Here is a 24,350-nt window from a genome sequence, read left to right as displayed (position 1 = left end):
TGTCAGATGCCTGTTGAGGCTTCGATTTTCGTTGAATCATTGGTCTTTTCAGCCGGCTCTTTGGTTTCGTCCGCCGGCTCTTTTGTTTCCTGCGCCATGACGGAATCCGCAGCAGTTTCCTTGATATCCGCCGCGGTTGCGTCCTTCACCGGCTCTTTGACGGCCGGCGCCAGCTCGGCTCCCTCGGCCTTCTTGGCCTCGCCGGAGATCGCAAAGCGCATCCGCATCCACGCGCCGCGCTGGCCTTCCCGGAAGTCGGAGGCGTCCTTCAATTCGATGCGGCCGCCATGGTCTTCCAGCACCCGGCCGACGATGGCAAGGCCAAGGCCGGTGCCCTTGGCGCGCGTCGTCACATAGGGCTCGAGCAGCCGCGAGCGCGCGACCTTGGGCAGGCCAATGCCGTTGTCGATGACGTCGATCAGCACGTCCTCGCCCTCGCGCGACACCACAACGTCGATGCGGCCTTTGCCGTTTTCCTGGCCGAGCTCCTCCCGCGGGACCTGCTCGATCGCCTCGGTGGCGTTCTTGACGATGTTGGTGACCGCCTGCGAGATCAGCCGCCGGTCGAACTGGGCGCGCAGCGGATCGTCCCTGAACTCGGCCTCGATATCGATCTCGGGATGGGCGACCTTCATCAGGAACACCGCCTGCCGCACGGTGTCGGCGACGTCCTCGCCTTCCATCACGGGCTTCGGCATCCGCGCAAAGCGCGAGAACTCGTCGACCATGCGCCTGATATCGTCGACCTGGCGCACGATGGTGTCGGTGCACTGCTCGAAGATCTGCTTGTCCTTGGCCTCGGTGATGTCCTTGCCGAACTTGCGGCGGATGCGTTCGGCGGAGAGCTGGATCGGCGTCAGCGGGTTCTTGATCTCGTGGGCGATGCGGCGCGCGACATCGCCCCAGGCCGAGGTGCGCTGCGCCGACACCAGCTCGGTGATGTCGTCGAGCGTGATGATGTAGCTGTCGTGCGGCTGGTTCTTCTCGGCGCTGACGCGCACTGACAGATTTCGCTCGGCGCCGTCGCGTGTGATCGTGATCTGGCCCTGCACCAGGCGTTGGGTCCCTTCCCGCGACGTCTTCATCATCTCGTCGAGCTCGGGCAGCACGTCGGAGAGCGGGTGGCCGAGGGTCTCGGCCTCGGAATGCCCGATCAGCTTCTCGGCGGAGCGGTTGAGGATGCCGACGCCGCCCGAGGTGTCGACGCCGATGATGCCGGCGCTCGCCGAGGACAGCACGGCCTCGATGAAGCGGCGGCGGCTGTCGATGAGGTCGCTGGCGTTGACCAGCTCGTCGCGCTGGCTGCGCAATTCCTGCGTCATCTTGTTGAAGGTCTCGCCGAGCTGGGCGAGATCACCTTCCGATTTGTGCACCGGCACCTGGACGTGCAGATCGCCTGTCGAGACGGTGTTGGCCGCGTTCATCAACCGCCTGATCGGCGCCACCAGCGAGTTTGCGAAGTTGAGCCCGATCAGCACCGAGGCCATCAAAATGGTCAGCGCAATCACCGCGAACATCAGTGCGAACGCGACCTGGATGCCGAGCTTGCGCGACTCGATCTGCGCGTATTCGGCGACGCTCAGCTCGGTCTGCCTGAGCTGGGCGACGACTCTAGGATCAAGTGGGCGAGCGACGTAGAGGAAGGTATTGGTAAAGCCCCTCAGCCTGATCACGGCGGCCACAAGATTTTGATCGGGCAAGACCGCGATCTCAGGCTCATTCTCGTTGACGTTCTGAAGAAATTCCGGTGCAGGCGGCGCGAAGGCGAGCGGGACGCCCCCGGTCTCTGCCGACAGGATCGGATTGGCGTCCTTGCCCATGAGCATCGCGCCCGGGAGGTTGCGTGCCGCTGCGCTCGAGGTCAAAAGCTGCAGGAACGACTGCCGATCCTGGTCAAACAGCTGCGGAACGCGCGAGACGTCGTTGGCCATGCCGAGAATGTCGCCGCGAATGACTTGCGCGTGCTCCTGCACATAGGCGCGCGCGATGATCAGCGAATTCTGGATGACCTCCTTGGTCGGTCCCGAGAACAGCCGGTCGAGGCCGCGCTCGATCGTGACATTGGCGACGACGGCCACCAGCACCGCCGGCAGCACTGCAACGATCGAGAACAGACCGACGATCTGGACGTGAAGCCGCGCCGCTGCCCGCCCCCGCCGGCGGGCCTGGATCATCTGCCAGACCTCGCGGACGATGATCCCGATCAGGAGCAGGATGGTGCCTGCATTGATCGCCAGGAAGGAACTGACGACCTCCCGGGTCGGCTCGATGCTGGTCAGGCCGGTCAGGACCAGGAAGGTCAGAAGCGCCGACAGCAACGCCAGAGCAACGGCAAACGGACCCAGCCAGCGCCACACCGACCAGCGCCGGGGCTCTTCCGCTGGGGCCGTGTCAAAGGATGCGGCCGAGGTGTCTGCGCTGGTCATTCCGGCAATGGGGTGCTGAAAACGGGTCCGCGATGGGCGGGTACTGATGTATTCGTACCACATTGTTGCCGAATTGCGACAATTCCGCGGCGTCCCCGCCGCGACGCACCGGCGCATCCACAGGGATGCCGGCCTACCAGGTGTACCGGAGCAGGCCCTTGCCGGCATAGGAACGGCTGACGTCGGAGAAGGCGCCCTCGAACCCGGCGCGGGCAGACCAGCCGTTCAGCCAGTTGATGTCCGCCCCGAGCGAGGTCAGCACCGCATCACGCCCTTGCGCCGCGCCGCTGACGGTGAAGCCCGATGCGGGCAGCGCCAGAAAGGACGCCGCCGCCCAGCGGTCCGGATCGAAATCATGCGCCCAAGCCATCCGGCCATTGACGGTCAGCAGGCCGTTCCGGATTGCGAAAGTTTGATCGGTGCGGACACCGATCTCGCTGCGGCTGTCGGTAACGTTGCGCCCCGAATAGGACAGCGCAAACGTCCCCGCTCCCGATACCGCGGACTCGGCATAAGCCGGCAGCGCGACAGTGGTGAATTGCGCGGCCGCATAGGGTGTGATGCCAAGCCCCCTCGATGAGGGAACGGCGAGGCGATAGCCGCCTTCGACACGGCCCGACCAGGCATTGGCATGAAACTCCGCGCGCAGGCGGTCGACGCCGGAAACCGTCACCGTGCGGTCGGTGGTGATGTCCTGCCAGCCATAGCCGAGGCCGGCGACAACATAGGCCGCCCCCGATTTGTGCCGAACGAACGCGCCGGCCTGGAACAGATCGGAGCGCGCCGTTCCTGAATTGGCGACGTTGGCGTTGGTCCCGCCTCCCGCAAGCGCAAAGCCCATGACGGTCCGTGGCGAGAGCAGGTAATCAGCGCCCACCGCCGTGCCGAACACCTGGCTCGTCGCAGCGTTCGAGCCGACCGCAGTATTGCCATCGCTCGATTGCGAGCCGCCAAAGCCCGACGCCCACACGCTCCAGCGCGGATCATAGTTCGTGCGCAGCGGCGCCTTGGCCATCAGCCCATAGGCGTCCCGCTCGCTGGCACGGCGCGCACGTGACGTCGCGGCGTAGGCGAGCTCGTCGTCCGCGCCGGCAAAATTCGATGTCGAGGTCGCGGACCAGCGCGTTCCGCCCGGCTCGCCGACGCCGGGATCCATGAGCAGGCCTAGGAACTGATCCATCGCGTTGAAGCTGGTCTGCTGGACGCCGGTCCCGGCCTCGCCTGATGCCTGCGTCAAGGCATTGCCGAGGTTGCCGCCGGTCAGCGTGTAGAGCGGCGAGAAACCTGCCGATATCGTGCCAGTGGTGTTGAAGCTCGCGTCGAGCAGTTTTGCGATGCGCTGTGCGTTGGCTCCCAAGCCTGAGGTCTGCGACGTCAGTGCGGAATTGAGCGTGAGATAAGCGTCCGTCGCGGAATAGGTCAGGATCGTGGAGAAGCCTGGCAGCGACGTCGCGAGCGCGTTGAACGCCGTTCCGCCGAGGCTGCCACTGTGCAGGAGATCGTACTGCCTGACGAGCGCGCTGCCGGGCGCCGCACTGATGGCCAGTGTTCCCGCGAGCGTGGCATTACCGCTGACATTGGCGAAGGCCGCGCTGCTCGCGCCGAGCTGGACACCGTAGGTCGCGCCCGACGACAGGATGAGATCGCCCGCGACGCTCATCGTGCGCCCGGGCATTCCCCATGCCGGCGCAAAGGTGCCGCCATCGAGAACGCTCAGCAGCCCCACCTCTCCCGTACCGGTCAACGCAGCGCCGGAGCCGACGACGGTCAGAAACGAGCTGGCAATCGTCCCGTTGACGGTCAGCGTTCCGCCGCTGACATATGTCATCCCGGTGTAGCCGTTGATGCCGGAGAGCGTCTGGTGTCCGGACATCAGCTCAAGGCCGCCGGTGCCGACGATCGTTCCAGCAAACGCGCCGTTTGCGGCGGACAGCGCCAGCGAATTGGCGCCGAGCCAGACCAGGCCGTCGACGTCACCGGACAGCGATTTGATCGTCGCCACCGCACTCGCGCCCGATACATCGAACCAGCCGCCGGCCGATACGTTGACGCCGCTCGATGCCGCGATGCTGCCTGGGCCGACCAGCGCCAGATAGGCGCTGTTCCCCGACACATTTGTCGCTCCGGTATAGGAGTTGGTGCCGCTCAGCGTCGCTGAGCCGCCGGCCGCGATCGACAGCCCGCCGGGCCCCGAGATGATGCCGGCCAGTCCCAGCGGCACCGAGTTCGCGTCGATGACGAGCGGTTGGGTCGTGGCGATGTTGGCGTCGGTCACGAAATTCGAGGAATAGCCGACCTGCTGTCCGGCCAGATTGTAGAGCACGGAGTTCTGCACGAAGAACCCGACGCCCAGGATATCGTCGTTCGAATTCGCCGCGTAAGGCGCTGGCACGCCGGCATGAGAGGCGATCTTGAACACCTCTTGCGTTCCGTTGTTGCTCGCCGAGATCGTCAGCGTCGACCCGTTAGCGACGTGGCCCACGGAGAAATCTGTCCAGCCGGTATCCAACGACACGTTGCTCGAAAATGTCGCGCCGACGCCGATGGCGAAATTCAAGGGCACGAACTTGCTCATGCTGAGCACATTGGAGTTCGGAAAGCTTATTCCGTTGGTGCCGGCATCGACGGTGTTGACCGGCTGGAACTGCGCAATCAGCGCCGGCGTCAGGCCGACCGTCACGCAGGGGTTGCAGCTCGTGATCGACGGCGAAACGGTCTGGATCGTTTGCTGCGCGCCCGTGAACGGGCCGCCGGGAATGCTGGTGTTGAGCTGGGCATTGAGCGCGGCGAGGCTCTGACCGTTGGCGGCCACCATATAGCCGGCCGTGGTGTTCGCGACGTTGGTCTGGCCGATCACGCCGCCGAGGCCAATCGCCGATCCCGCCACGGTCTTGGTGAAGGCCAGCGCCGAGGCGCCGAACACTCCGACCGACGCGCCGAACGGTTGCGAGCTCGTGGCGCCGCCGCTCGACAGGGAATATGACGTGTACGACGCGACGTTGTAGTTGCCGGTGGTGCCGAGCGAGATCCCGCCGGACGTTGCCCCCGCCGCGGCATAGAATTTCAGCGACGATGCGGAGATTTGGTAGAGATCGCCCGTGAACGCGCTGGTGCTCGAACTGCCATAGGTCTCGACATTGACGCCGGTCGCCAGCACCGTCGAGGCGCCGCCGGCGTAGACGCTGCTCGGCGCCAGGAACACGGAAGATCCGGTGTCGAAGGCGTAGGTTTGCGCCGTGCCGCCGTTGACGCCGACATTGATCGTCAGGACGAGAGCCGGATTGGGGTTGCTGAAGCCATAATTGGCGCCGGTGTTGATGGCGTAGCCGAGCGGGATGTCGACCGATTGCGCCAAGCCGGATCCCGGCACCAGACTGAGACTCAAGCCGACTACGGCAAACGCGACGATACGGACGCAACTCATTGGCCACCTTCCGCAGGGCGCACACGCTTGCGCCCTGCGTCAAAAGGTCTCATTTCGGTAGTTCCCTACCACGCCCGGATCATGAGTTCCAGAAGATGTCTGGCGCATGTCTCGTTGCGTATCGCGCCTGATCAGTTAGGTGCGACGCTGCGGCCGAATGACGAATTCGAACGTTCAGAGGAATATTTCAGCCCGGTTCGGACTTCTACTCATCGCGTCAGCCACACAGGCCAGCGCGATCCGGACAGGCTCAGCTCACCTTTGGTAGGGGGAGCTGAGCCACCCGTCCGTTCTGAAGGCCTAGCCCCCGCTCCGATACACCTGGATATCGAGGTCCCGGATCTTCTTCCGCAGCGTGTTGCGGTTGAGGCCGAGCAGGTCGGCTGCGCGGATCTGGTTGCCGCGGGTGGCGGCAAGCGCGGCCGTCAACAGCGGCACCTCGATCTCCTTGAGGATGCGGTGATAGAGGCCCGGCGGCGGCACGCCGTTCGGGAAGCCCTGGAAGTGCGATGAGAGATAGGCCTCGACCGCGCCACCGAGATTGTCGACGCCCTGCTGGACCGCAGCGCCCGGGCTGACCGAGGGCGGCGCCAGCTCGCCGTCGATGACGGAGGCCGTGATCACATCCTGCGGATAGAGCGCGGCGAGGCGCCGGGCGAGGTTTTCGAGCTCGCGCACGTTGCCGGGCCAGCGATGCTGCTTCAGCCGCTCCAGCGCCAGCGAATCGAGCTTCTTCGGCGGCAGGCCGTCCTTCTCGGCCAGCGCGAAGAAGTGGCGGATGAGATCCGGCAGGTCCTCGATGCGTTCGCGCAAGGGGGGCAGCCGCAGCGGCACGACATTGAGGCGGAAGAACAGATCCTCGCGGAACAGCCCCTGCTGGATCAGCACGCGCAGATCCTTGTTGGAAGCCGCGACGATGCGCACGTCCGTCTTGATCGGCGTACGGCCGCCGACCGTGGTGTATTCGCCCTGCTGCAGCACGCGCAGCAGGCGGGTCTGCGCCTCCATCGGCATGTCGCCGATTTCGTCGAGGAACAGCGTGCCGCCCTCGGCCTGCTCGAACCGGCCGGACGCGCGCGTATTGGCACCGGTGAAGGCGCCGCGCTCGTGGCCGAACAATTCGGACTCGATGAGGTCGCGCGGAATCGCCGCCATGTTGACCGCGACGAACGGGCCGTTGCGGCGCTTGCCGTAATCGTGCAGCGCGCGCGCCACGAGCTCCTTGCCGGTGCCGGACTCGCCCGTGATCATCACGGTGAGATCGGTTTGCATGAGCCGCGCGAGCACACGGTAGATTTCCTGCATCGCCGGCGAGCGGCCGACCAGCGGAATCGCCTCCATCTCGGCGTCGTCGTCCGGCGTCGAGATCCGCTCTTTCGGCTCGGCGAGCGCGCGGCCGACGATCGCGATCAGCTCCTTCAGGTCGAAGGGCTTCGGCAGATATTCATAGGCGCCGCGCTCGGAGGCCCGGATCGCCGTCATGAAGGTGTTTTGCGCGCTCATGACGATAACAGGCAAATTCGGCCGCATCTTCTTGATCCGCGGCAAGAGGTCGAAGGCGTTTTCGTCCGGCATCACCACGTCGGTGATGACGAGATCGCCCTCCCCCTGGCTGACCCAGCGCCACAGCGTCGCGGCATTGCCGGTCAGCCTGACTTCATACCCGGCCCGGGAAAGTGCCTGGTTGAGAACCGTGCGGATGGCGGTGTCGTCATCAGCTACGAGAATGCTACCTGCGGGCATTGTTAATCCTCATTTTGCCCCCTGTGATGCAGACGACGACTTCCCGGCAGAGCCATCGCGACTGCTGTGATCGGCATGTTTCACCGATGTGGAATACATCGGCATCAGCACGCGGAAGGTGGTCTTGCGCGGCTGAGACTCGCATTCGATGATGCCCCCGTGATCGCCGACGATCTTCGCGACCAGCGCGAGACCGAGGCCCGAGCCGGTCTGCTTGGTGGTCACGAAGGGGTCGAACAGATTGGGCAGAAGATCGTCCGGCACGCCTGGTCCATTGTCCCTCACGCAGAATTCGAGCGGCAGGGATACCCGGGATTTTTGACCGGGGACTGACAGGCGCACGCCGGGGCGGAACGCGGTGGTGAGCTGAATCTCGCCGTCGGGGACGTCGATCAGGGCTTCGGCGGCATTCTTCACCAGATTGAGGAACACCTGGATCAGCTGGTCCTGGTTCGCGAGCACCGGCGGCAGCGACGGATCGTAATCCTCGATGAAGCGGATGTTGCGGGCAAAGCCCGACTGCGCCAGCCGCTTCACGTGGTCGAGCACCGAATGGATGTTGACGGGGCCACGCACCACCGGCCGCTCATCGCCGAACACCTCCATGCGGTCGACCAGCGTCACGATGCGGTCGGCCTCGTCGCAGATCAGCCGCGTCAGCATCCGGTCTTCGGAGGACGCCTGCTGCTCTAAGAGCTGCGCCGCACCGCGGATGCCCGACAGCGGATTCTTGATCTCGTGCGCGAGCATTGCTGCTAGCGCTATCACTGAGCGCGCAGCGCTGCGATGAGTGAGCTGCCGGTCCATCTTGTCGGCGATGGAGCGCTCCTGGAGCATCACCACGATGTGGCCAGGCCGCTCGGTGAGCGGCGCGACATGCAGGTCGACCTGGCGGTCTCCGCCCATGCGCGGCGTGCCGAGATCGACCTTGTATTCGTTGACCGGCGAGTTCGACGAGCGCACCTGGTCGATCAGCGCCAGCAAGGGGCTGCCGAACGGCACCAGCTCCTTCAGCGACTGCCGCTTCAGGAATTGCGTCGAGATATCGAAGAAGGCTTCGGTCGCGATATTGGCGGCGACGATCTTGCCGTCCGGCCCGATCATCAGCACGGGATTGGGCAAGGCATCCAGGATCGCATCGCTCTCGGACAGAAGCGGCCGGCGATGGTCAGCGGCTGTGGTCATGCAGCGGCGCTCCATGCGAAATCGTCGAAGGCATCCTGCAGCGACTGGTGGACGAGGCCCGGGTCCTCGCACGTGAGGATCTTCTGGCGCCAGGCCTTCAGCGTCTCGACCGGCGCGCCGCTTGCGTCCGCCGCGACATCGAGCGCCCAACCGAGATGTTTTCGCGCATGCTTGAGGCCCACGCGCAGGCCGTAGAGCGCGCAGACGCCCTCATAGAGCGTGCGGACATAATGCAACTGCGTTGCAAGCGTTGGTGCGGCTTCCGCCGCCCCGCCGTTCAGGCGCCGGCCGATCTCACCGGGCAGCCAGGGCTGGCCCTGCGCGCCGCGGCCGATCATCACGGCATCGGCGCCGGAGGCCTGAAGCGCCGCGAGCGCCTTCTCGTAAGTGGTGATGTCACCGTTGACGACGAGCGGAATGGAGATGGCCTCGCGCACCGCGCGAATCGCGTCCCAATCGGCCTCGCCCTTGTAGAACTGGCAGCGGGTGCGGCCATGCACGGTGACGAGCTCGATGCCGGCGACCTCCGCGCGACGCGCCAGCTCGGGCGCGTTACGGGTGCGGTCGTCCCAACCGAGCCGCATTTTCAGCGTCACCGGCACCTTCACCGCGGCAATGGTCGCCTCGATCAGGCCGACGGCATGATCGAGATCGCGCATCAGGGCCGAGCCCGACTGGCCGCCGGTGACATGGCGGGCCGGACAGCCCATGTTGATATCGATGATGTCGGCGCCCTCGGCTTCGGCGATCCGGGCGCCTTCGGCCATCCAATGCGCCTCGCAGCCGGCGAGCTGGACGACATGCGGCCCGACTCCGGTCGCCTCGCAGCGCAACCGCGACATCCGGTGACCGTTGGCAAGCTCATCGCTGGCTGTCATTTCGGAGACGACCAGACCCGCCCCCAGCTCGGCGGCCAGCCGCCGGACGGGTGAGTCCGTCACTCCCGACATCGGTGCCAGGAAGACCGGGGTAGCGATTTCAATATCGCCTATTTTCAACGGCTTAGAGCCTGATCTTGCCGAGCCGGTCACAGGGGTCTCGTTGAGTGGACAGGGCCTCATCGCACCTGCCATGGCTTATCTTGCGCACAATTCTTGTGCAGTCAAGCGTCATGCCTACAGTTTAGACAGTTCTGCAGATCTTTCAAGTGCAGTGCAGCAAAATGCTGAACCCCACAATGCAGGGAAACCCCCTTTTTTTGCGGACCTGCCGTGCTACAGGCATGCCGGCAATCCACCCCCCACGCCCGACGCATCCCCTAGCAGTTGAATATTTGAATCCTATGGCGAAATCACAACGCACTGCGGTCGTTCTTGTCGCTGCCGGTCGCGGCCTGCGCGCGGGCGCGGGCGGGCCGAAGCAATATCGTGAGATCGGCGGCGTGCCCGTGATCTACCGCGCCATGGAAGCCTTCAGCACCCACGCCGACGTGTTCGCCGTGCAGCCGGTGGTGAACCCCGACGACAGCGCTATCTTCACGGCAGCGGTCGCAGGCCTGAAGCACGAGGCGCCGACCAACGGCGGCGCGACGCGTCAGGCCTCGGTGCTCGCCGGTCTCGAAGCGCTCGCCAGGCACAAGCCCGACATCGTGCTGATCCACGATGCGGCCCGTCCCTTTGTCTCGGCCGGCGTGATCTCGCGTGCGATCGAAGCGGCAAGCCGCACCGGCGCGGCGATCCCCGTCGTCCCCGTCACCGACACCATCAAGGTGACGAGCGCGGACGGCAATGTCGAGGACACGCCGGACCGGGCCCGTTTGCGAGTCGCGCAGACGCCGCAATCCTTTCGTTTCGATGTCATCCTCGAAGCGCATCGTCGCGCGGCAAAGGACGGACGAAGCGATTTCACCGATGATGCAGCGATCGCCGAATGGGCGGGATTGACGGTTGCGACCTTTGAAGGCGATGTTGCCAATATGAAGCTCACCACCCCTGAAGATTTCGTGCGCGAGGAAGCGCGCCTGGCCAGCCTGCTCGGCGATATCAGGACCGGCACGGGCTACGACGTGCACGCCTTCGGCGAAGGCGACCACCTCATGCTCTGCGGCGTGCGCGTGCCGCACACGAAGGGCTTCCTGGCCCATTCCGACGGTGACGTCGGCCTGCATGCGCTGGTGGATGCGATCCTCGGCGCGCTCGCCGACGGCGACATCGGCTCACACTTCCCGCCGAGCGATGCGAAGTGGAAGGGCGCCTCCTCCGACCAGTTCTTGAAATACGCCATCGAGCGCGTCACGGCGCGCGGCGGCCGCATCGCCAATCTCGAAGTCACGATGATCTGCGAGCGGCCGAAGATCGGCCCGTTGCGCGACGCCATGCGCGCGCGCATCGCCGAGATTTCCGGCGTCGACATCTCCCGCGTCGCCGTGAAAGCGACAACCAGCGAGCGGCTCGGCTTCACCGGCCGCGAGGAAGGCATCGCGGCCACCGCGAGCGCCACCATCCGCCTCCCGTTTAACGAGAAGACTTGGAGCGTCTAGGCCATGGCCGGCAGCGACGCACGCGCCCTCTCCCGCTCGCTGCTCGATCTGTGCCGGATGCGCAAGCTGACGATCGCGACCGCCGAGTCCTGCACCGGCGGTCTCGTCGCAGGCGCCCTGACCGACATCCCCGGCTCGTCTGACGTCATCGACCGCGGCTTCGTCACCTATTCCAACGACGCCAAGCGCGCGATGCTGGGGGTCGAGGCCAGCACGCTCACCAATTTCGGCGCCGTCAGTAAGGAGACCGCGACGGCGATGGCGGTCGGTGCTCTGGAGCGCGCCGACGTTGACCTCGCGGTTGCCATCACCGGCATCGCGGGCCCCGGCGGCGCCACCCCGGGCAAGCCGGTTGGTCTGGTCCATTTTGCGGCCGCTGCGCGCGACGGCCGCATCATCCATCGCGAGCAGCGGTTTGGCGCGATCGGCCGCACCGCCGTGCGCCAGCGCTCGGTGGTCGAGGCGCTGCGCATGCTGATGGAGCTCGCCCGCGGCCCGCAGGTCACGGCCAAGCCGCGCCGCGCCGCCGCCGCAACAAGGCTGCGTCCCCGCGTGACGCGAACGCCACGCCGGCACGCGGCAAAGCGCAGGCCGCCGCGCACGCCGCGGGGGTGAAGCGCATTAGTCGCAGCAAGATCGCTGCGTCGCCCGTTCGATCCGGTGCATGACCGGGAGTTTTTGCTCGATCGCCTTCGCGAGCACCGTCCCCGTGGTCCGGCCGAGTTCCTTCGCGATCATCGTGATCGGCTTTGTGCCGGCGAGCTTCCTGAGCCGGTTGAGGTCTTCCTCGCTCCACGATTGCTTCCAGCGCGCCATGTCCTCTGGTCTCGCTACACGCGCCCCGCGCCCGACTCGGATTGTAGTTGGGCACGTTATGAAACGCAGCCGTTGCAGGTATGCCGCTTACGGCAAGGGGCGTTCCGTCAGCCCAAGGCGTTTTGGCACAAACTGCACTTGTCACTCCAAATGTGCGGAGTTTGAATTACGGTTTATGTGTCGATCCGGAGGTGTCCTCGGAATCCACAATCCCTTGTGTTGCCCGTCGGCAAAACACCCAGCCGCAGGGTCAACACGCGCCGGCGGAAATATTCTTCTTTACCGAATTTCTGATTTGCAGTAGATGTCCCCCACCTCATCCCGGTCAGAGGGGCGTATCGCGATCGTCACGAACGTGGGATGAGCCGTGGTGGACGCAGGCCACACCGGCGCGATTGGTTTTCGCAGGGCGGGTAACCGTGAGCGGATACGTCGCGCGCACGACCGGTGCTGCTCGCGTACGGCAAAACCGTGTCGTCCTGACGCCCGGGGTCTGTGCGTCAAGTCTTGCGGAGATGGGTATGCCCGACCGGGCCTGCACATCAGGCAACTGCAAGGCGACGGGGGCAATAGTGCATCGCTCCCCGGGGAGAGCTCGGCATAAGCCGTAAACCCACTGCGCAGGGAAGGCCGGATGTTTGGCTTCACCTGTATGCCGCTGTGCAGCTCTTCGTAGCGCAATCATCGCACAGTGGACCGCGGGTGCCAGCCGGCACCCGGTCTTCCCTGCGCCCTCTGACAATGGAGGGCGACACGAGGATGCAAAACTCGGGCGAAATGAGCCGCGAGACTGTAGCGTCATGGTTGCTTCTCAAATTGTACGCAAACTTGTCCAGATCGATCATCATGTGCGATGCAGCGGCGCGGCCAAACGTCATCACGCCCATGCGAGCTTGCGCGGAAAAATATTAGCGCAATAATGCCGCTCTACGTTGCGATCCGGAATCAACTGATCCAGCATTGTGGAGGGCGGCTCAGTGCTCGCTCGCGCCGCGGCCTCGGCCGCACTGATCGTTACTTTGGCCGCCTTTGATGGCGCGGCCGCGCAAACGGCCAACCAACCGCCGGATACCATGGCGGCGCGGGTGGAAGCCTGCACGCCCTGTCATGGCAACAAAGGCGAAGGCACCAGCGACGTCTATTTCCCGCGCCTCGCCGGCAAGCCGGCGGGCTATCTCTACAACCAGCTCCTCGCCTTTCGCAGCGGCCGGCGCAAATATCCGCCGATGAACTACCTGCTGGAGTTTCTGCCCGATCCGTATCTGGAGGCGATGGCGGAATATTTTGCCAGCGAGCATCCGCCACTGCCGCAGCCTGCGCCGAGCGAAGTCAGCAAGGATGTGTTGGCGCAAGGTGAGTTGCTCGCCACCAGCGGCGATGCCAACCGCAATATTCCGGCCTGCGTGAGCTGCCATGGTCCGGGGCTCACGGGCATGCAGCCCGGCATTCCCGGCCTGCTCGGCTTGCGGGCCCCTTACATCAGTGCCCAGCTCGGGGCCTGGCGCTACGGCACCCGCACGGCGAAATCGCCCGACTGCATGCAGCTCGTCGCCAGCCATCTGACCGAGGCCGACGTCACTGCGGTCGCGGCCTGGCTTGCGACGCGCCCTGCCCCCACTAACCCCGCTCCCGTCCCGAAAGGCACCTACGCGTTGCCCTTCGGCTGCGGCAGCCAGCCCAACTGACGAGGCGGATGATGGGCTTGAAACTGTCGATCGCACTGCTCGCTCTCGCCGCGTTGATCACAGGCGCGCAGGCACAGGACAAGACCAGCGACATCATCGCGCGCGGCGAATATCTCGCCCGCGCCGGTGACTGCACCGCCTGCCACACGGCCCCCGAAGGCCGCCTTTTCGCGGGCGGTCGCGCCATGCCGACCCCATTCGGCACGATCTACACCTCCAACATCACGCCCGATCCGGAGGCCGGGATCGGCAAATGGAGCGCGGACGATTTCTACCGGACCATGCATAGCGGCCGTTTCCCGGATGGCGGACTGATCTATCCGGCGATGCCGTTTGCCTCCTACACCAAGGTCACGCGCGCCGACAGCGACGCGATCTTCGCTTATCTGCGCTCGATCGAGCCCGTGAACCAGAAGAACAAGCCGCACGAGTTGCGCTTCCCCTATGACAACCGCCAGCTCATCCTCGGCTGGCGCACGCTGTTCTTCAGCGAGGGCGAGTTCAAGCCCGATCCGACAAAATCGGCCGAATGGAATCGCGGCGCCTATCTAGTTGAGGGCCTCGGCCATTGCGGCATGTGCCATTCGCCGATCAACGCGCTCGGCGGCACGTCGCAATCGGACGCCTTCAAGGGCGGCCTGATCCCGATGCAGAACTGGTACGCGCCCTCGCTCACCTCCAACCGCGAGGCAGGTCTCGGCGACTGGAGCATCAAGGACATCACCGACCTGCTCCAGACTGGCGTCTCCATGCGCGGCGTGGTCTACGGCCCGATGGCCGAGGTCGTGCACAACAGCCTGCAATATCTCAACGACGAGGACACGCGCGCCATGGCGGTATACCTCAAGGGCATCTCGGAAGGCTCGTCGCCGCCGCCGGCAAGCTCGGTGCTGCCGACCACCGAGAGCAGCCTGCTGATCAGCCTCGGCAGGACCGTCTACGACAAGAATTGCGCGAGCTGCCACGGCACGCAGGGCGAAGGCAAGCCGCCGCACTGGCCGCCGCTCGCCAACAACCAGTCGATCGAGATGCAGTCGGCGGTCAATCCGATCCGCATGGTGCTCAATGGCGGCTATCCGCCAGGCACCAAGGGCAATCCGATGCCCTACGGCATGCCGCCCTTTGCCGGCCTCCTCTCCGACAACGAGGTCGCCGCCGTCGTCTCCTACATCCGCACCGCCTGGGGCAATCGCGGCACGCCGGTCTCGGCGCGCGAGGCCAACGAGCTGCGCTCCGCACCGCTGAACTGAGAGGCGCCAGAGATCCATCATGTTCAATTCCGATCCGCCGACCAGCCCAGCCGCCGCCGATCAGGCCATTGAGGAGGTCGTTGCCCAGGGCCCGTCAGGCGCGATTGTGCTGGCCGGCATGGCTACGGCCTGCGTGGTCGCGATGTGGCTCGCGTTCTATCTTTTCGTCTTCCTGCCGCGCGGACCGCTGCAATGACCGCAGAGGAAACTCATCGCAGCGTCGAGGTCGCGGCACGTGTCGAGCGACGCTGGGCCACCGTTGCCGTCATCATCATCGTGGGCATGGCGCTGCTCGCGGCCTTCGCCGGCATCCACCAGGCGACCATGCCGCAGCCGCGCGTCGAAACCACCGATCCGTCGCGGATTCATCTGTTCGGCGAATTCGTCGAGAGCAATCTCGGCAGCGTGCTGGAGGCCAATGGCAATGTCACTGTGCGCGCGATCGGCCAGCAATATTCCTTCACTCCGGCCTGCATCGTGGTGCCCGTCGACACGCCGATCACACTGCGCGCCACCAGCGCCGACGTCGTGCACGGTATCCTGATCCAGGGCACCAACGTCAACACCATGCTGGTGCCGGGTTATATCTCCGAGCAGCTCATGCGCTTTACCAGGAACGGCGACTATCTGATGCCGTGCCAGGAGTTTTGCTCCTTCGGCCATGAGGGCATGTGGGGCAAGGTCAAGGTGATCGACAAGGCCGACTTCGCCAATCGCGCGAAATCTGGCGGGAGGCTGAGCTGTGTTGTTCAATAGGAAGCTCATCCTCGCCCATTTCTGGTTTGCCTTTGCGGTATTCGGCGTCGCGCTGACGCTCGGTGCCTGGCAGATGTTCATCCGCAGCCCGATCGGCACCTGGCTCTCCAATCCCGAGCTCTATTACCGCTCATTGACCGCGCATGGCACGGTGATGGGCTATGTCTTCCCGACCCTGGTCGCGATGGGGTTTGGCTATGCCATCAGCGAGTCCGCGCTGGAGCAGCGCCTAGTCGGCGTGCGCTGGGCCTGGACCGGCTTCTGGCTGATCGTCATCGGCAGCATCATGGCGGTGATCCCGATCGCGCTCGGGCGCGCCTCGGTGCTCTACACGTTCTATCCGCCGTTGATCGGCAATCTCTTCTACTACCTCGGCGTTGTGCTGGTCGTGGTCGGCTCCTGGATCTGGGTCGCGCTGATGGCGATCAATCTGCGCGTCTGGCGCAAGGCTCATCCCGGCGCGCCGGTGCCGCTGGCGATGTACGCCAATGTCGCGGGCTCGTATCTCTGGGCCTGGACCGCGGTCGGCGCCGCGCTCGAGCTGCTGCTGCAGATCATTCCCGTCGCGGCCGGGCTGAAGAACACGATCGACGCCGGCCTCGCCCGCATCTTCTTCTCCTGGACGCTGCACGCCATCGTCTATTTCTGGCTGATGCCGACCTACATCGCCTATTACACCATCGTGCCACGCGCGATCGGCGGCCGGGTCTATTCCGACACGATGGCGCGGATCTCGTTCATCCTGTTCCTGGTGGTGGCGATGCCGATAGGCATGCACCACACGTTTGCCGATCCGCAGGTCGGCGCCGGCTTCAAGTTCATCCATTCGGCGTTCACCGCACTGGTCACGCTGCCGACGTTTCTGACCGTGTTCACAATTTGCGCCTCTGTCGAGATCGCGGCGCGGCTGCGCGGCGGCCGCGGCCTGTTCGGCTGGATCAGGGCGCTGCCCTGGGACAATCCGATGATGCTGGCGCTCGCGTTCTCGTTCGTCATGCTCGGCTTCGGCGGCGCCGGCGGGCTCATCAACATGAGCTATCAGCTCGATGCGTCGATCCACAACACGCAGTGGATCACCGGCCATTTCCACCTGATCTTCGGCGGCGCCATCGTGATCATGTATTTTGCGATCGCCTATGATCTGTGGCCGCATCTCACAGGGCGCGAGCTGATCGACGTCCGCCTGATCCGCACCCAGCTCTGGCTGTGGTTCGTCGGGATGATCGTCACGACCTTCCCGTGGCACTGGGTCGGCATTTTGGGCATGCCGCGCCGCATGGCCTATTTCGACTTCGGCGATCCCGCCATCGCGCCGCAGGCGCTGTCGGTGACCTTCTCCGCGATCGGCGGCTTCATCGTGCTGACATCAGGCATTTTGTTCCTGGTCATCCTCGCCCGCGGCATGCGGGCGCCTCGGGCCAACGCCGGCGCCTATCGCTTCGCGCTCGCCGTACACCAGTCGACAACCGTGCCGGTAGCGCTCAACACGCACGCGCTGTGGGTAGCGCTGATGATCGCGCTCACCATCACCAACTACGGCTATCCGATCCTCAATCTCGCGACCACGGCGGGTACGTCGGTGCCGGCCGTCTATGTGGGAGCGCAGTGATGAGCACCCGCGACCTCTTCACCTTCAACAACCCTCATTTCACGCGGGGCGTCGGTATCACGGCCGCGATCCTGGTCGTGACGGCGATTGCCGGATTCGTCGTGCTGCCCTTCGCGCAGCCCTGGGTTCAGTTTGCAAATGTCTGGGACGCGATCTGCAGCGCCGCCGGCGTGCCGAAGCGGGCCGCAAGCGTGCCGGCGCCGGAGCAAAACAAACGTCTCTCGGAGGTCGTGCTGACCTCGCACACGCTGTCGCGTCCGAGCCAGGAGGCGATCGGCCGCGGCGCGACGCTGGCGCAGCGCTGCGCCATCTGCCACGGTCCGACCGGCGTCAGTCGCGCCGACTCGCCCAACCTCGCCGGTCAGTATGCCGCCGTGATCTACAAGGAGCTGCACGATTTCCGCGCCGGCGCGCGCAGCAATGCCGTGATGTCGCCGTTCGCCGTCAACCTGACGGACGATGAAATCGCCGATCTCTCGAACTATTACGCCTATCTGCCGCGCCTTCCGGCCTATCACCCGACGCCGCAATTGCCCAAGCCCAACATCGTCATCTACGGCGCACCGCTGCGCGGCATCGCGCCCTGCGGCGCTTGTCATGGCAGCCTCGACAACAAGACCGGCAGCCCCTGGCTGGAGGGTCAATCCGAAGCCTATATGAAAGCGCAGCTCCAGGCGTTTGCCTCAGGCGAGCGGCGCAATGACATCAGCCAGCAGATGCGCAACATCGCCCGCGCCATGACGCCGCAGGAGATCGAGGCCGCCGCGGCGTATTACGCCTCGCAGCCGCCGGATGTCGTGAAGGCAGTGGATTGATCAGGACGACGCCAGCTTCGGCCGGCCGTAGACCGCGTCGGCGCGTTTCTCGAACGCGGTGGAGAAGCGCGCAAACGCGGCGTCGAACATTGAGCCCATCAGCATCGCCAGCATGCGACTCTTGAATTCATAGGCGAGGAAGAAACCGACATCGCAAACGTCATCGCCTTTGGGCTCGAACGTCCAGCGGTTTTCGAGATTGCTGAACGGACCTTGCAGATATTCGACCTGGATTTTCAGATTGGCGCGATCGAGCGTCACGCGGCTGGTAAAGGATTCCCTGACCAGCTTGAACGACACCGTCATGTCGGCGACAAGCACCTCGGTGCCGTCGGGTTTCTCCATGCGCTGGCGGATTTTCAGCGCGCTGCACAGCGGCACGAATTCCGGGTAGCGCTCGACGTCGGCGACCAGATCATACATCTTGGCCGCACTGTGATGGACGCGGCGCTTGCTCGAAAATTTGGGCATAGCGGTTCAGCGCGCGGTCGCGGCCCGTGCGGCCTTCAGTCTCGCAAAATCCTCGCCGGCGTGATGCGACGAACGGGTGAGCGGGCTCGCCGACACCATCAGGAAGCCCTTGGTGTAGGCGACCTTTTCGTAAGACGAGAACTCGTCCGGCGGCACATACCGCATCACGGCGTGATGCTTGCGGGTCGGCTGCAGATACTGCCCGATGGTCAGGAAGTCGACGTCCGCCGAGCGCAGATCGTCCATTACCTGCTGCACCTCGTGGCGCTCCTCGCCGAGGCCGACCATGATGCCGGACTTGGTGAAGATGGCGGGATCGAGCTCCTTGACCCGCTGCAGCAGCCGGATCGAGTGGAAGTAGCGCGCCCCGGGCCGCACCGTCAGATAACGCGACGGCACGGTCTCGAGATTGTGGTTGAACACGTCGGGCCGCGCCGCGACGACGACTTCGAGCGCGCCTTCCTTGCGCAGGAAGTCGGGCGTCAGGATCTCGATCGTGGTCGACGGGCACGCAGCACGGATCGCGCGGATGGTCTGGGCGAAGTGCTCGGCGCCACCATCGGCAAGATCGTCGCGGTCGACCGAGGTGATGACGACATGGGCCAAGCCCAGCTTGGCGACGGCCTCGGCGACGTTCTGCGGCTCGGCCGCGTCCAGCGCGTTGGGCAGGCCGGTCTTGACGTTGCAGAAGGCGCAGGCCCGGGTGCAGGTGTCACCCATGATCATGAAGGTCGCGTGCTTCTTGTCCCAGCACTCGCCGATATTCGGGCAGCCCGCCTCCTCGCACACCGTATGCAGGCCGTTGGCGCGCACGATGTTGCGGGTGTCGGCATAGCCGCGGGTATTAGGGGCGCGCACGCGGATCCAGTCCGGCTTCGGCGGCGAAGCGGAATCGGGGCGATTCACCTTTTCGGGGTGGCGCGGGCGCAACGGGTTCGTGATGGTATCGACAATAACGACCATGATCTGTCCGGTCTGTTCAGGTCCTACCTAGTCGGTCTGGTTGCCTGCCGCAACCCGGCTCGCGCCGGTTCAGGGAACATGGCAGATATGGGCAATATCCTGCTCTGTTCTCTGGCGATTCTCACCTCGAATGGCTCCAACCTCGAAGACTTCCACACCGCGGCTGGGCAAAGCGCTGAAGCGTGCCTTTTTCGCGCGCAGCGTCCACGAGGTCGCACCCGATTTGATCGGGGCAACCATGCTGGTCAACGACGTCGGCGGGATCATCGTCGAGGTCGAGGCCTATCATCATACCGAGCCGGCGGCGCACTCCTACAACGGCCCGACGCCGCGGAACCAGATCATGTTCGGCCCGCCCGGCTTTGCCTATGTCTACCGCTCCTACGGCATCCACTGGTGCGTCAACTTCGTCTGCGAGGCGGAAGGCTCGGCCGCCGCCGTGCTGATCCGCGCGCTGGAGCCGACCCACGGTATCGCCACGATGCGGCGCCGCCGCCACGCGGTCGATGTGCACGCGCTGTGCTCGGGCCCGGGCAAGCTGACGGAGGCGCTCGCGATCACCGTTGCGCACAACACCCTGCCGCTGGACCGCCCGCCGATTGCACTGCATGCGCGGACGGCGGACGTGGAGGTCGCTGCCGGCATCCGGATCGGTATCACCAAGGCCGTCGAGCTGCCCTGGCGCTATGGCGTCAAGGGCTCCAAATTCCTCAGCAAACCGTTCCCGAAGTAAGCCTAGGAGGCCTGCTTCAGCCGCTCCAGCGCCTCGAGCAGCTTGGCCTTGCGGGCCAGCGCCGCTTCGCGCTTTTCGCGCTCCTCCTCGACGACCTCTTCGGCCGCGTTGGCGACGAACTTCTCATTCGCGAGCTTGGACTCGGCGCGCTTGATGTCGGCGTCGGCCTTTCCGATCTCCTTGTCGAGACGCGTGCGCTCGGCAGCGAAATCGACCACGCCTTTCAGCGGCAGCGCGGCCACCTCGCCGCGGACGAGGAGCTGCACGGCACCGTCAGGGGCACGATCGGCAAAGGAGATGTCCGACAGCCGCGCCATGCGCTTGATGACGTCGGTCCAGCGCGGCGCGCGCTCCTTGGTCTCGGCCGAGGCACCGGCGAGCACAAGCGCCGTCAAGGTCGCTGGAGCAATGTTCATCTCGGCGCGCACCGAGCGGATCTGCGTGATGAGGTCGATCACCCAGCCGATCTCGGCTTCCGCCTTGGGATCGCTGAAGTCGGCATGATCGAAGATCGGCATGACGAACGCCGGCGAGATCAGCGGATCAGTCGGGCCGGCCGCAGCCGCAAGCATCGCAAGCTGCTCCGGCGTCGGGCCGGACGGCTTCAGCGGCCATGGCGCCAGCGCGAGCAGGCCGTCGCGCTTCGCCGTCACCTCCCACAGCTCTTCGGTGATGAAGGGCATGAAGGGATGCAGCAGCTTGAGGATCTCGTCGCGCGCCCAGGCGACCATGGCGCGGGTTTCGTCCTTGGCAGGGCTGTCCGGGCCGAGCAGCACCGGCTTGGCGAGCTCGACATACCAGTCGCAATAGACATTCCAGACGAAACGGTAGATCGCGCTGGCGGCGTCGTTGAAGCGATAGGCTTCAATCGCCTCGGTCACCTCGCGCGCAGTGTGCGCGCTTTCATGCGCGATCCAGCGGTTCAGCGTCTCCTTGGCTTTCGCCGGCTCGAAACCCTCGGGCACGGCGCAGCGGTTCATCTCGGCGAAGCGGGACGCGTTCCAGAGCTTGGTTGCGAAATTGCGGTAGCCCTCGACGCGGTTGGTCGCGAGCTTGATATCGCGCCCTTGCGCTGCCATCGCGGCAAGCGTGAAGCGCAGCGCATCCGCACCGTACTCGTCGATCAGGTTGAGCGGATCGATGACGTTGCCCTTCGACTTCGACATCTTGGCGCCCTTCTCGTCGCGGACGAGGGCGTGGATGTAGATGGTCGAGAAGGGAATTTCCTTCATGAAGTGAAGGCCCATCATCATCATCCGGGCGACCCAGAAGAAGATGATGTCGAAGCCGGTGACCAGCGCGTTGGTCGGATAATAGCGCTTCACCTCGGGCGCGTCTTCCGGCCAGCCGAGCGTCGAGAACGGCCACAGCGCCGAGGAGAACCACGTGTCGAGCACGTCCTCGTCGCGGGTGATGAAGCCTTCGCGCTTGTTGCGGTCGAGCGCCATCTCGCGACCCTGCTCGGCAGTGATCACTTCCTGCTCGACGTAATAGCCGAGCGCGTGGCTGACGGCCTCTTCCTCGGTCTCCGCGACGAACACCTTGCCATCGGGACCGTACCAGGCCGGGATCTGATGGCCCCACCAGAGCTGGCGCGAGATGCACCAGGGCTGGATGTTCTCCATCCACTCGTAATAGGTCTTTTCCCAGTTCTTCGGCACGAACGACGTCTCGCCCGAACGAACCGCCGCGATCGCCGGCTTGGCCAGTGTCTTGGCGTCGACATACCACTGATCGGTCAGGTACGGCTCGATCACGCTATTGGAGCGGTCGCCATGCGGCACCATGTGGGTGTGCGGCTCGATCCGCTCGACGAAGCCGAACGATTCCAGCCGCTCGACGATGCGCTTGCGCGCAGCAAAACGGTCGACCTTGTTGAACTCCTCGGCGAATTGCGAGGCGCCTTCCGGCAGGCCCTTCAGATAGTCCTCGTTATCGAGGAGATCGAGGCAGCCTTCCTTGTCGAGCACGCTGATGCGGCGCAGGCCGTGGCGATTGCCGACCTCGAAGTCGTTGAAATCGTGCGCGGGCGTCACCTTCACCGCGCCGGAGCCCTTTTCCGGATCGGAGTAGTCGTCGGCGACGATCTTGATCTTGCGGCCGACCAGCGGCAGGATCACGTTCTTGCCGACAAGCTTCTGATAGCGCTCATCCTCGGGATGCACGGCCACGCCGGTATCGCCGAGCATGGTCTCCGGCCGCGTCGTGGCGACCACGATGAAGGTCGTGGGATCCTCGGGATTGAACGTCTTGCCCTCGATCGGATAGCGCAGATACCAGAGGTGTCCCTTCACCTCGGTCTGCTGGACTTCGAGATCGGAGATCGCGGTGAGCAGCTTGGTGTCCCAGTTCACCAGCCGCTTGTCCTTGTAGATCAGGCCGTCGCGGTGCAATTCGACGAACACCTTGACCACGGCCTTGGACAGGCCCTCGTCCATGGTGAAGCGCTCGCGCGACCAGTCGCAGGAAGCGCCGAGGCGCTTGAGCTGGTTGATGATGGTGTCGCCGCTCTCAGCCTTCCACTGCCAGACGCGCTCCAGAAACTTCTCGCGGCCCAGCTCGCGACGGCCGGGCTGCTGGCGCTCCATCAGCTGCCGCTCGACCACCATCTGGGTGGCGATGCCGGCATGGTCGGTACCGGGCTGCCACAGCACGTCGCGGCCCCGCATGCGCTCGAACCGGCACAGGATGTCCTGGAGCGTGTTGTTGAGCGCGTGGCCCATGTGCAGCGAGCCCGTCACGTTCGGCGGCGGGATCACGATGGTAAAGGGCACCGCGTCGCGGCGGTCGGGACGGCCGGCCTTGAAGGCGAGGCTGTCCTCCCACACCACGGACATGCGGGCTTCGATATCGGCGGGCTGGTAGTTTTTCTCGATCATGAGGCGCTAGAAAGCCGCGTGCGGGGTTCAAGTCAACGGAAAGCTCAGCGGCAAAAGGGCTTTCCGGCCCGACCGGCAGGTCGATTATGACACAGGAGCAGGGCTTTATCGGGGCCGAGCGGCCTCCTTCAGCGACCGCCGCGCGAGACACGCTCGATTTCGGCCTTCACGATGCGTTCGACGAGGCCCGGCAGATTGTCGTCGAGCCAGGATTTCAGCATCGGCCGCAGCATCTCCTTGACCAGATCCTCCAGCGTCCGCGCGTTGCTGCTGAGCACGGTGTGGGCCAGCGAGTTGAAGGCGGATTCGACCGCCGAGACGGTCGACTGGGCCAGGATCGGTTGCTGCGGCGGCAGCGGGGGCGCGTCAAAGTCCATCGGCGCATAGGACGGCGCGGGTGTCGGACGAGGCGGCGGCGCTTCGGCGAATTCGAGATCGTCGCGCGGCTCGACCCTGCGGAAGCTCGGCTGCGGCGGTGCGGGCGTCGGCTCCGGGTCCATCGCCATATCGTCGGTCAATTCGAGCACGTCGGGCTCAGGCTCAGGCTCCGGGACGCGCACCTCAGGCGCAGGCGTAGCCGCGTCGAGGCCCGCCAGCAGCGCGTCGATGTCGTCCTGGTTGTTGGGGCCGGCATCCGCCGCAGGCGCGGGTGGTGGCGGGGGCGCGGGCTTCGCGGCCGGAGGTGGCGCAGGCTTCTCGGCGGCTGGTTTTGCAGGCGCGACCTTGGATGGTGGAATGTCAGCCATCGCCTGCGGCTTTGGTGCGGGCGTGGCGGGCGCCGGCGCAGGCTTGGCAGCCTCTGCCGGCGGCGGCTTAGCCTCATCGTCGGCAATGATGCGCCGGATCGAGGCCAGAATCTCCTCCATCGAGGGTTCTGTGACCTTTGCAGGCTGCGTCATCTCCGACTCCACATCATCAACGCCCTCGCATGCGTTGTTTTACACCAAGCACGACAGGATTGGCCGGTTCCGGATGTGTGCCCCGACATTTTCGTCGCGGCAGCCAGACTTGTCCCCAGATCACGGCTCAAGGTGAGGCGGCGCGCCCCTGCCCCGTCACTCACGCATTACGCATGCAACATTGGATGCGGGGCGAATCGACCCGCAGCTTCTTGGC

The 24,350-nt window shown here is 65.1% G+C and carries 19 protein-coding genes; 9 read left to right on the top strand and 10 right to left on the bottom strand.

All coding sequences use genetic code 11. The features are described 5' to 3' along the window. Positions 1-2: 2 nt before the first annotated feature. The 5 genes from ACLFLU_RS22195 to dusB all read right to left on the bottom strand — a co-directional run bounded on the left by ACLFLU_RS22195 (position 3) and on the right by dusB (position 9,776). Complete coding sequence (locus tag ACLFLU_RS22195; protein WP_426407006.1) at positions 3-2,426, bottom strand: ATP-binding protein; 2,424 nt, start codon at positions 2,424-2,426, stop codon at positions 3-5. 133 nt (positions 2,427-2,559) lie between these two features. After that, positions 2,560-5,850, bottom strand: a complete 3,291-nt coding sequence (locus tag ACLFLU_RS22190) for an autotransporter outer membrane beta-barrel domain-containing protein (protein ID WP_426407005.1) — start codon at positions 5,848-5,850, stop codon at positions 2,560-2,562. A 300-nt stretch (positions 5,851-6,150) separates the two neighbouring features. Then, positions 6,151-7,593 (bottom strand): nitrogen regulation protein NR(I), encoded by a 1,443-nt coding sequence (gene ntrC / locus ACLFLU_RS22185; RefSeq protein ID WP_426407004.1) that lies wholly within the window; start codon positions 7,591-7,593, stop codon positions 6,151-6,153. 9 nt (positions 7,594-7,602) lie between these two features. Then, positions 7,603-8,778: a two-component system sensor histidine kinase NtrB gene (locus ACLFLU_RS22180; RefSeq protein WP_426407003.1), complete on the bottom strand. Its 1,176-nt coding sequence runs from the start codon at positions 8,776-8,778 to the stop codon at positions 7,603-7,605. After that, positions 8,775-9,776: a tRNA dihydrouridine synthase DusB gene (dusB, locus tag ACLFLU_RS22175; protein ID WP_426407002.1), complete on the bottom strand. Its 1,002-nt coding sequence runs from the start codon at positions 9,774-9,776 to the stop codon at positions 8,775-8,777. Before dusB ends, ACLFLU_RS22180 begins: the two co-directional genes overlap by 4 nt. A 284-nt stretch (positions 9,777-10,060) precedes the next feature. Here dusB and ACLFLU_RS22170 point away from each other — a divergent pair, with 284 nt between their 5' ends. Both ACLFLU_RS22170 and ACLFLU_RS22165 read left to right on the top strand, forming a co-directional pair. Further along, positions 10,061-11,257, top strand: a complete 1,197-nt coding sequence (locus tag ACLFLU_RS22170; protein WP_426407001.1) for a bifunctional 2-C-methyl-D-erythritol 4-phosphate cytidylyltransferase/2-C-methyl-D-erythritol 2,4-cyclodiphosphate synthase — start codon at positions 10,061-10,063, stop codon at positions 11,255-11,257. 3 nt (positions 11,258-11,260) lie between these two features. Then, positions 11,261-11,872, top strand: a complete 612-nt coding sequence (locus tag ACLFLU_RS22165) for a CinA family protein (RefSeq protein ID WP_426407000.1) — start codon at positions 11,261-11,263, stop codon at positions 11,870-11,872. Between the two features lie 6 nt (positions 11,873-11,878). Here ACLFLU_RS22165 and ACLFLU_RS22160 read toward each other — a convergent pair whose 3' ends face one another. Next, entirely contained in the window at positions 11,879-12,073 is a 195-nt protein-coding gene (locus ACLFLU_RS22160) for a hypothetical protein (protein WP_426406999.1), read from the bottom strand. A 977-nt stretch (positions 12,074-13,050) separates the two neighbouring features. Here ACLFLU_RS22160 and ACLFLU_RS22155 point away from each other — a divergent pair. From ACLFLU_RS22155 to ACLFLU_RS22130, 6 genes are read left to right on the top strand one after another with little or no spacing between them, the layout of a single operon-like run. Next, positions 13,051-13,758: a c-type cytochrome gene (locus tag ACLFLU_RS22155; protein ID WP_426406998.1), complete on the top strand. Its 708-nt coding sequence runs from the start codon at positions 13,051-13,053 to the stop codon at positions 13,756-13,758. An 8-nt stretch (positions 13,759-13,766) separates the two neighbouring features. Further along, on the top strand, positions 13,767-15,008 hold the full coding sequence (locus ACLFLU_RS22150) for a cytochrome c (protein ID WP_426406997.1): 1,242 nt from the start codon (positions 13,767-13,769) through the stop codon (positions 15,006-15,008). A 19-nt stretch (positions 15,009-15,027) separates the two neighbouring features. Next, positions 15,028-15,204, top strand: coding sequence for a hypothetical protein (locus ACLFLU_RS22145; protein ID WP_426406996.1), 177 nt, complete (start codon positions 15,028-15,030; stop codon positions 15,202-15,204). After that, complete coding sequence (locus ACLFLU_RS22140; RefSeq protein WP_426406995.1) at positions 15,201-15,764, top strand: cytochrome C oxidase subunit II; 564 nt, start codon at positions 15,201-15,203, stop codon at positions 15,762-15,764. The genes ACLFLU_RS22145 and ACLFLU_RS22140 overlap by 4 nt, the downstream gene beginning before the upstream one ends. Next, positions 15,751-17,373 (top strand): b(o/a)3-type cytochrome-c oxidase subunit 1, encoded by a 1,623-nt coding sequence (locus ACLFLU_RS22135; protein WP_426406994.1) that lies wholly within the window; start codon positions 15,751-15,753, stop codon positions 17,371-17,373. The genes ACLFLU_RS22140 and ACLFLU_RS22135 overlap by 14 nt, the downstream gene beginning before the upstream one ends. After that, positions 17,373-18,188: a c-type cytochrome gene (locus tag ACLFLU_RS22130; protein ID WP_426406993.1), complete on the top strand. Its 816-nt coding sequence runs from the start codon at positions 17,373-17,375 to the stop codon at positions 18,186-18,188. Before ACLFLU_RS22135 ends, ACLFLU_RS22130 begins: the two co-directional genes overlap by 1 nt. Here ACLFLU_RS22130 and ACLFLU_RS22125 read toward each other — a convergent pair whose 3' ends face one another. Continuing rightward, complete coding sequence (locus ACLFLU_RS22125; RefSeq protein ID WP_426406992.1) at positions 18,189-18,659, bottom strand: type II toxin-antitoxin system RatA family toxin; 471 nt, start codon at positions 18,657-18,659, stop codon at positions 18,189-18,191. Between the two features lie 6 nt (positions 18,660-18,665). Continuing rightward, complete coding sequence (gene lipA, locus ACLFLU_RS22120; protein WP_220006839.1) at positions 18,666-19,622, bottom strand: lipoyl synthase; 957 nt, start codon at positions 19,620-19,622, stop codon at positions 18,666-18,668. 130 nt (positions 19,623-19,752) lie between these two features. On the opposite strand from lipA, the gene ACLFLU_RS22115 reads away from it, so the two are divergent. Then, the gene (locus ACLFLU_RS22115; protein WP_426406991.1) at positions 19,753-20,355 is read left to right on the top strand and encodes a DNA-3-methyladenine glycosylase; all 603 of its coding nucleotides are present in this window, start codon (positions 19,753-19,755) and stop codon (positions 20,353-20,355) included. Positions 20,356-20,357: 2 nt separating this feature from the next. Here the strand turns inward: ACLFLU_RS22115 and ACLFLU_RS22110 are convergent, their stop codons facing one another. Both ACLFLU_RS22110 and ACLFLU_RS22105 read right to left on the bottom strand, forming a co-directional pair. Next, positions 20,358-23,234: a valine--tRNA ligase gene (locus ACLFLU_RS22110; protein ID WP_426406990.1), complete on the bottom strand. Its 2,877-nt coding sequence runs from the start codon at positions 23,232-23,234 to the stop codon at positions 20,358-20,360. A 128-nt stretch (positions 23,235-23,362) separates the two neighbouring features. Further along, positions 23,363-24,133 (bottom strand): PopZ family protein, encoded by a 771-nt coding sequence (locus ACLFLU_RS22105; RefSeq protein ID WP_426406989.1) that lies wholly within the window; start codon positions 24,131-24,133, stop codon positions 23,363-23,365. Positions 24,134-24,350: the final 217 nt, after the last annotated feature.

It is taken from the genome of Bradyrhizobium ganzhouense (assembly GCF_049949285.1).
Lineage (GTDB): Bacteria > Pseudomonadota > Alphaproteobacteria > Rhizobiales > Xanthobacteraceae > Bradyrhizobium > Bradyrhizobium ganzhouense.
This window is presented reverse-complemented; position numbering and strand designations above follow the sequence as displayed.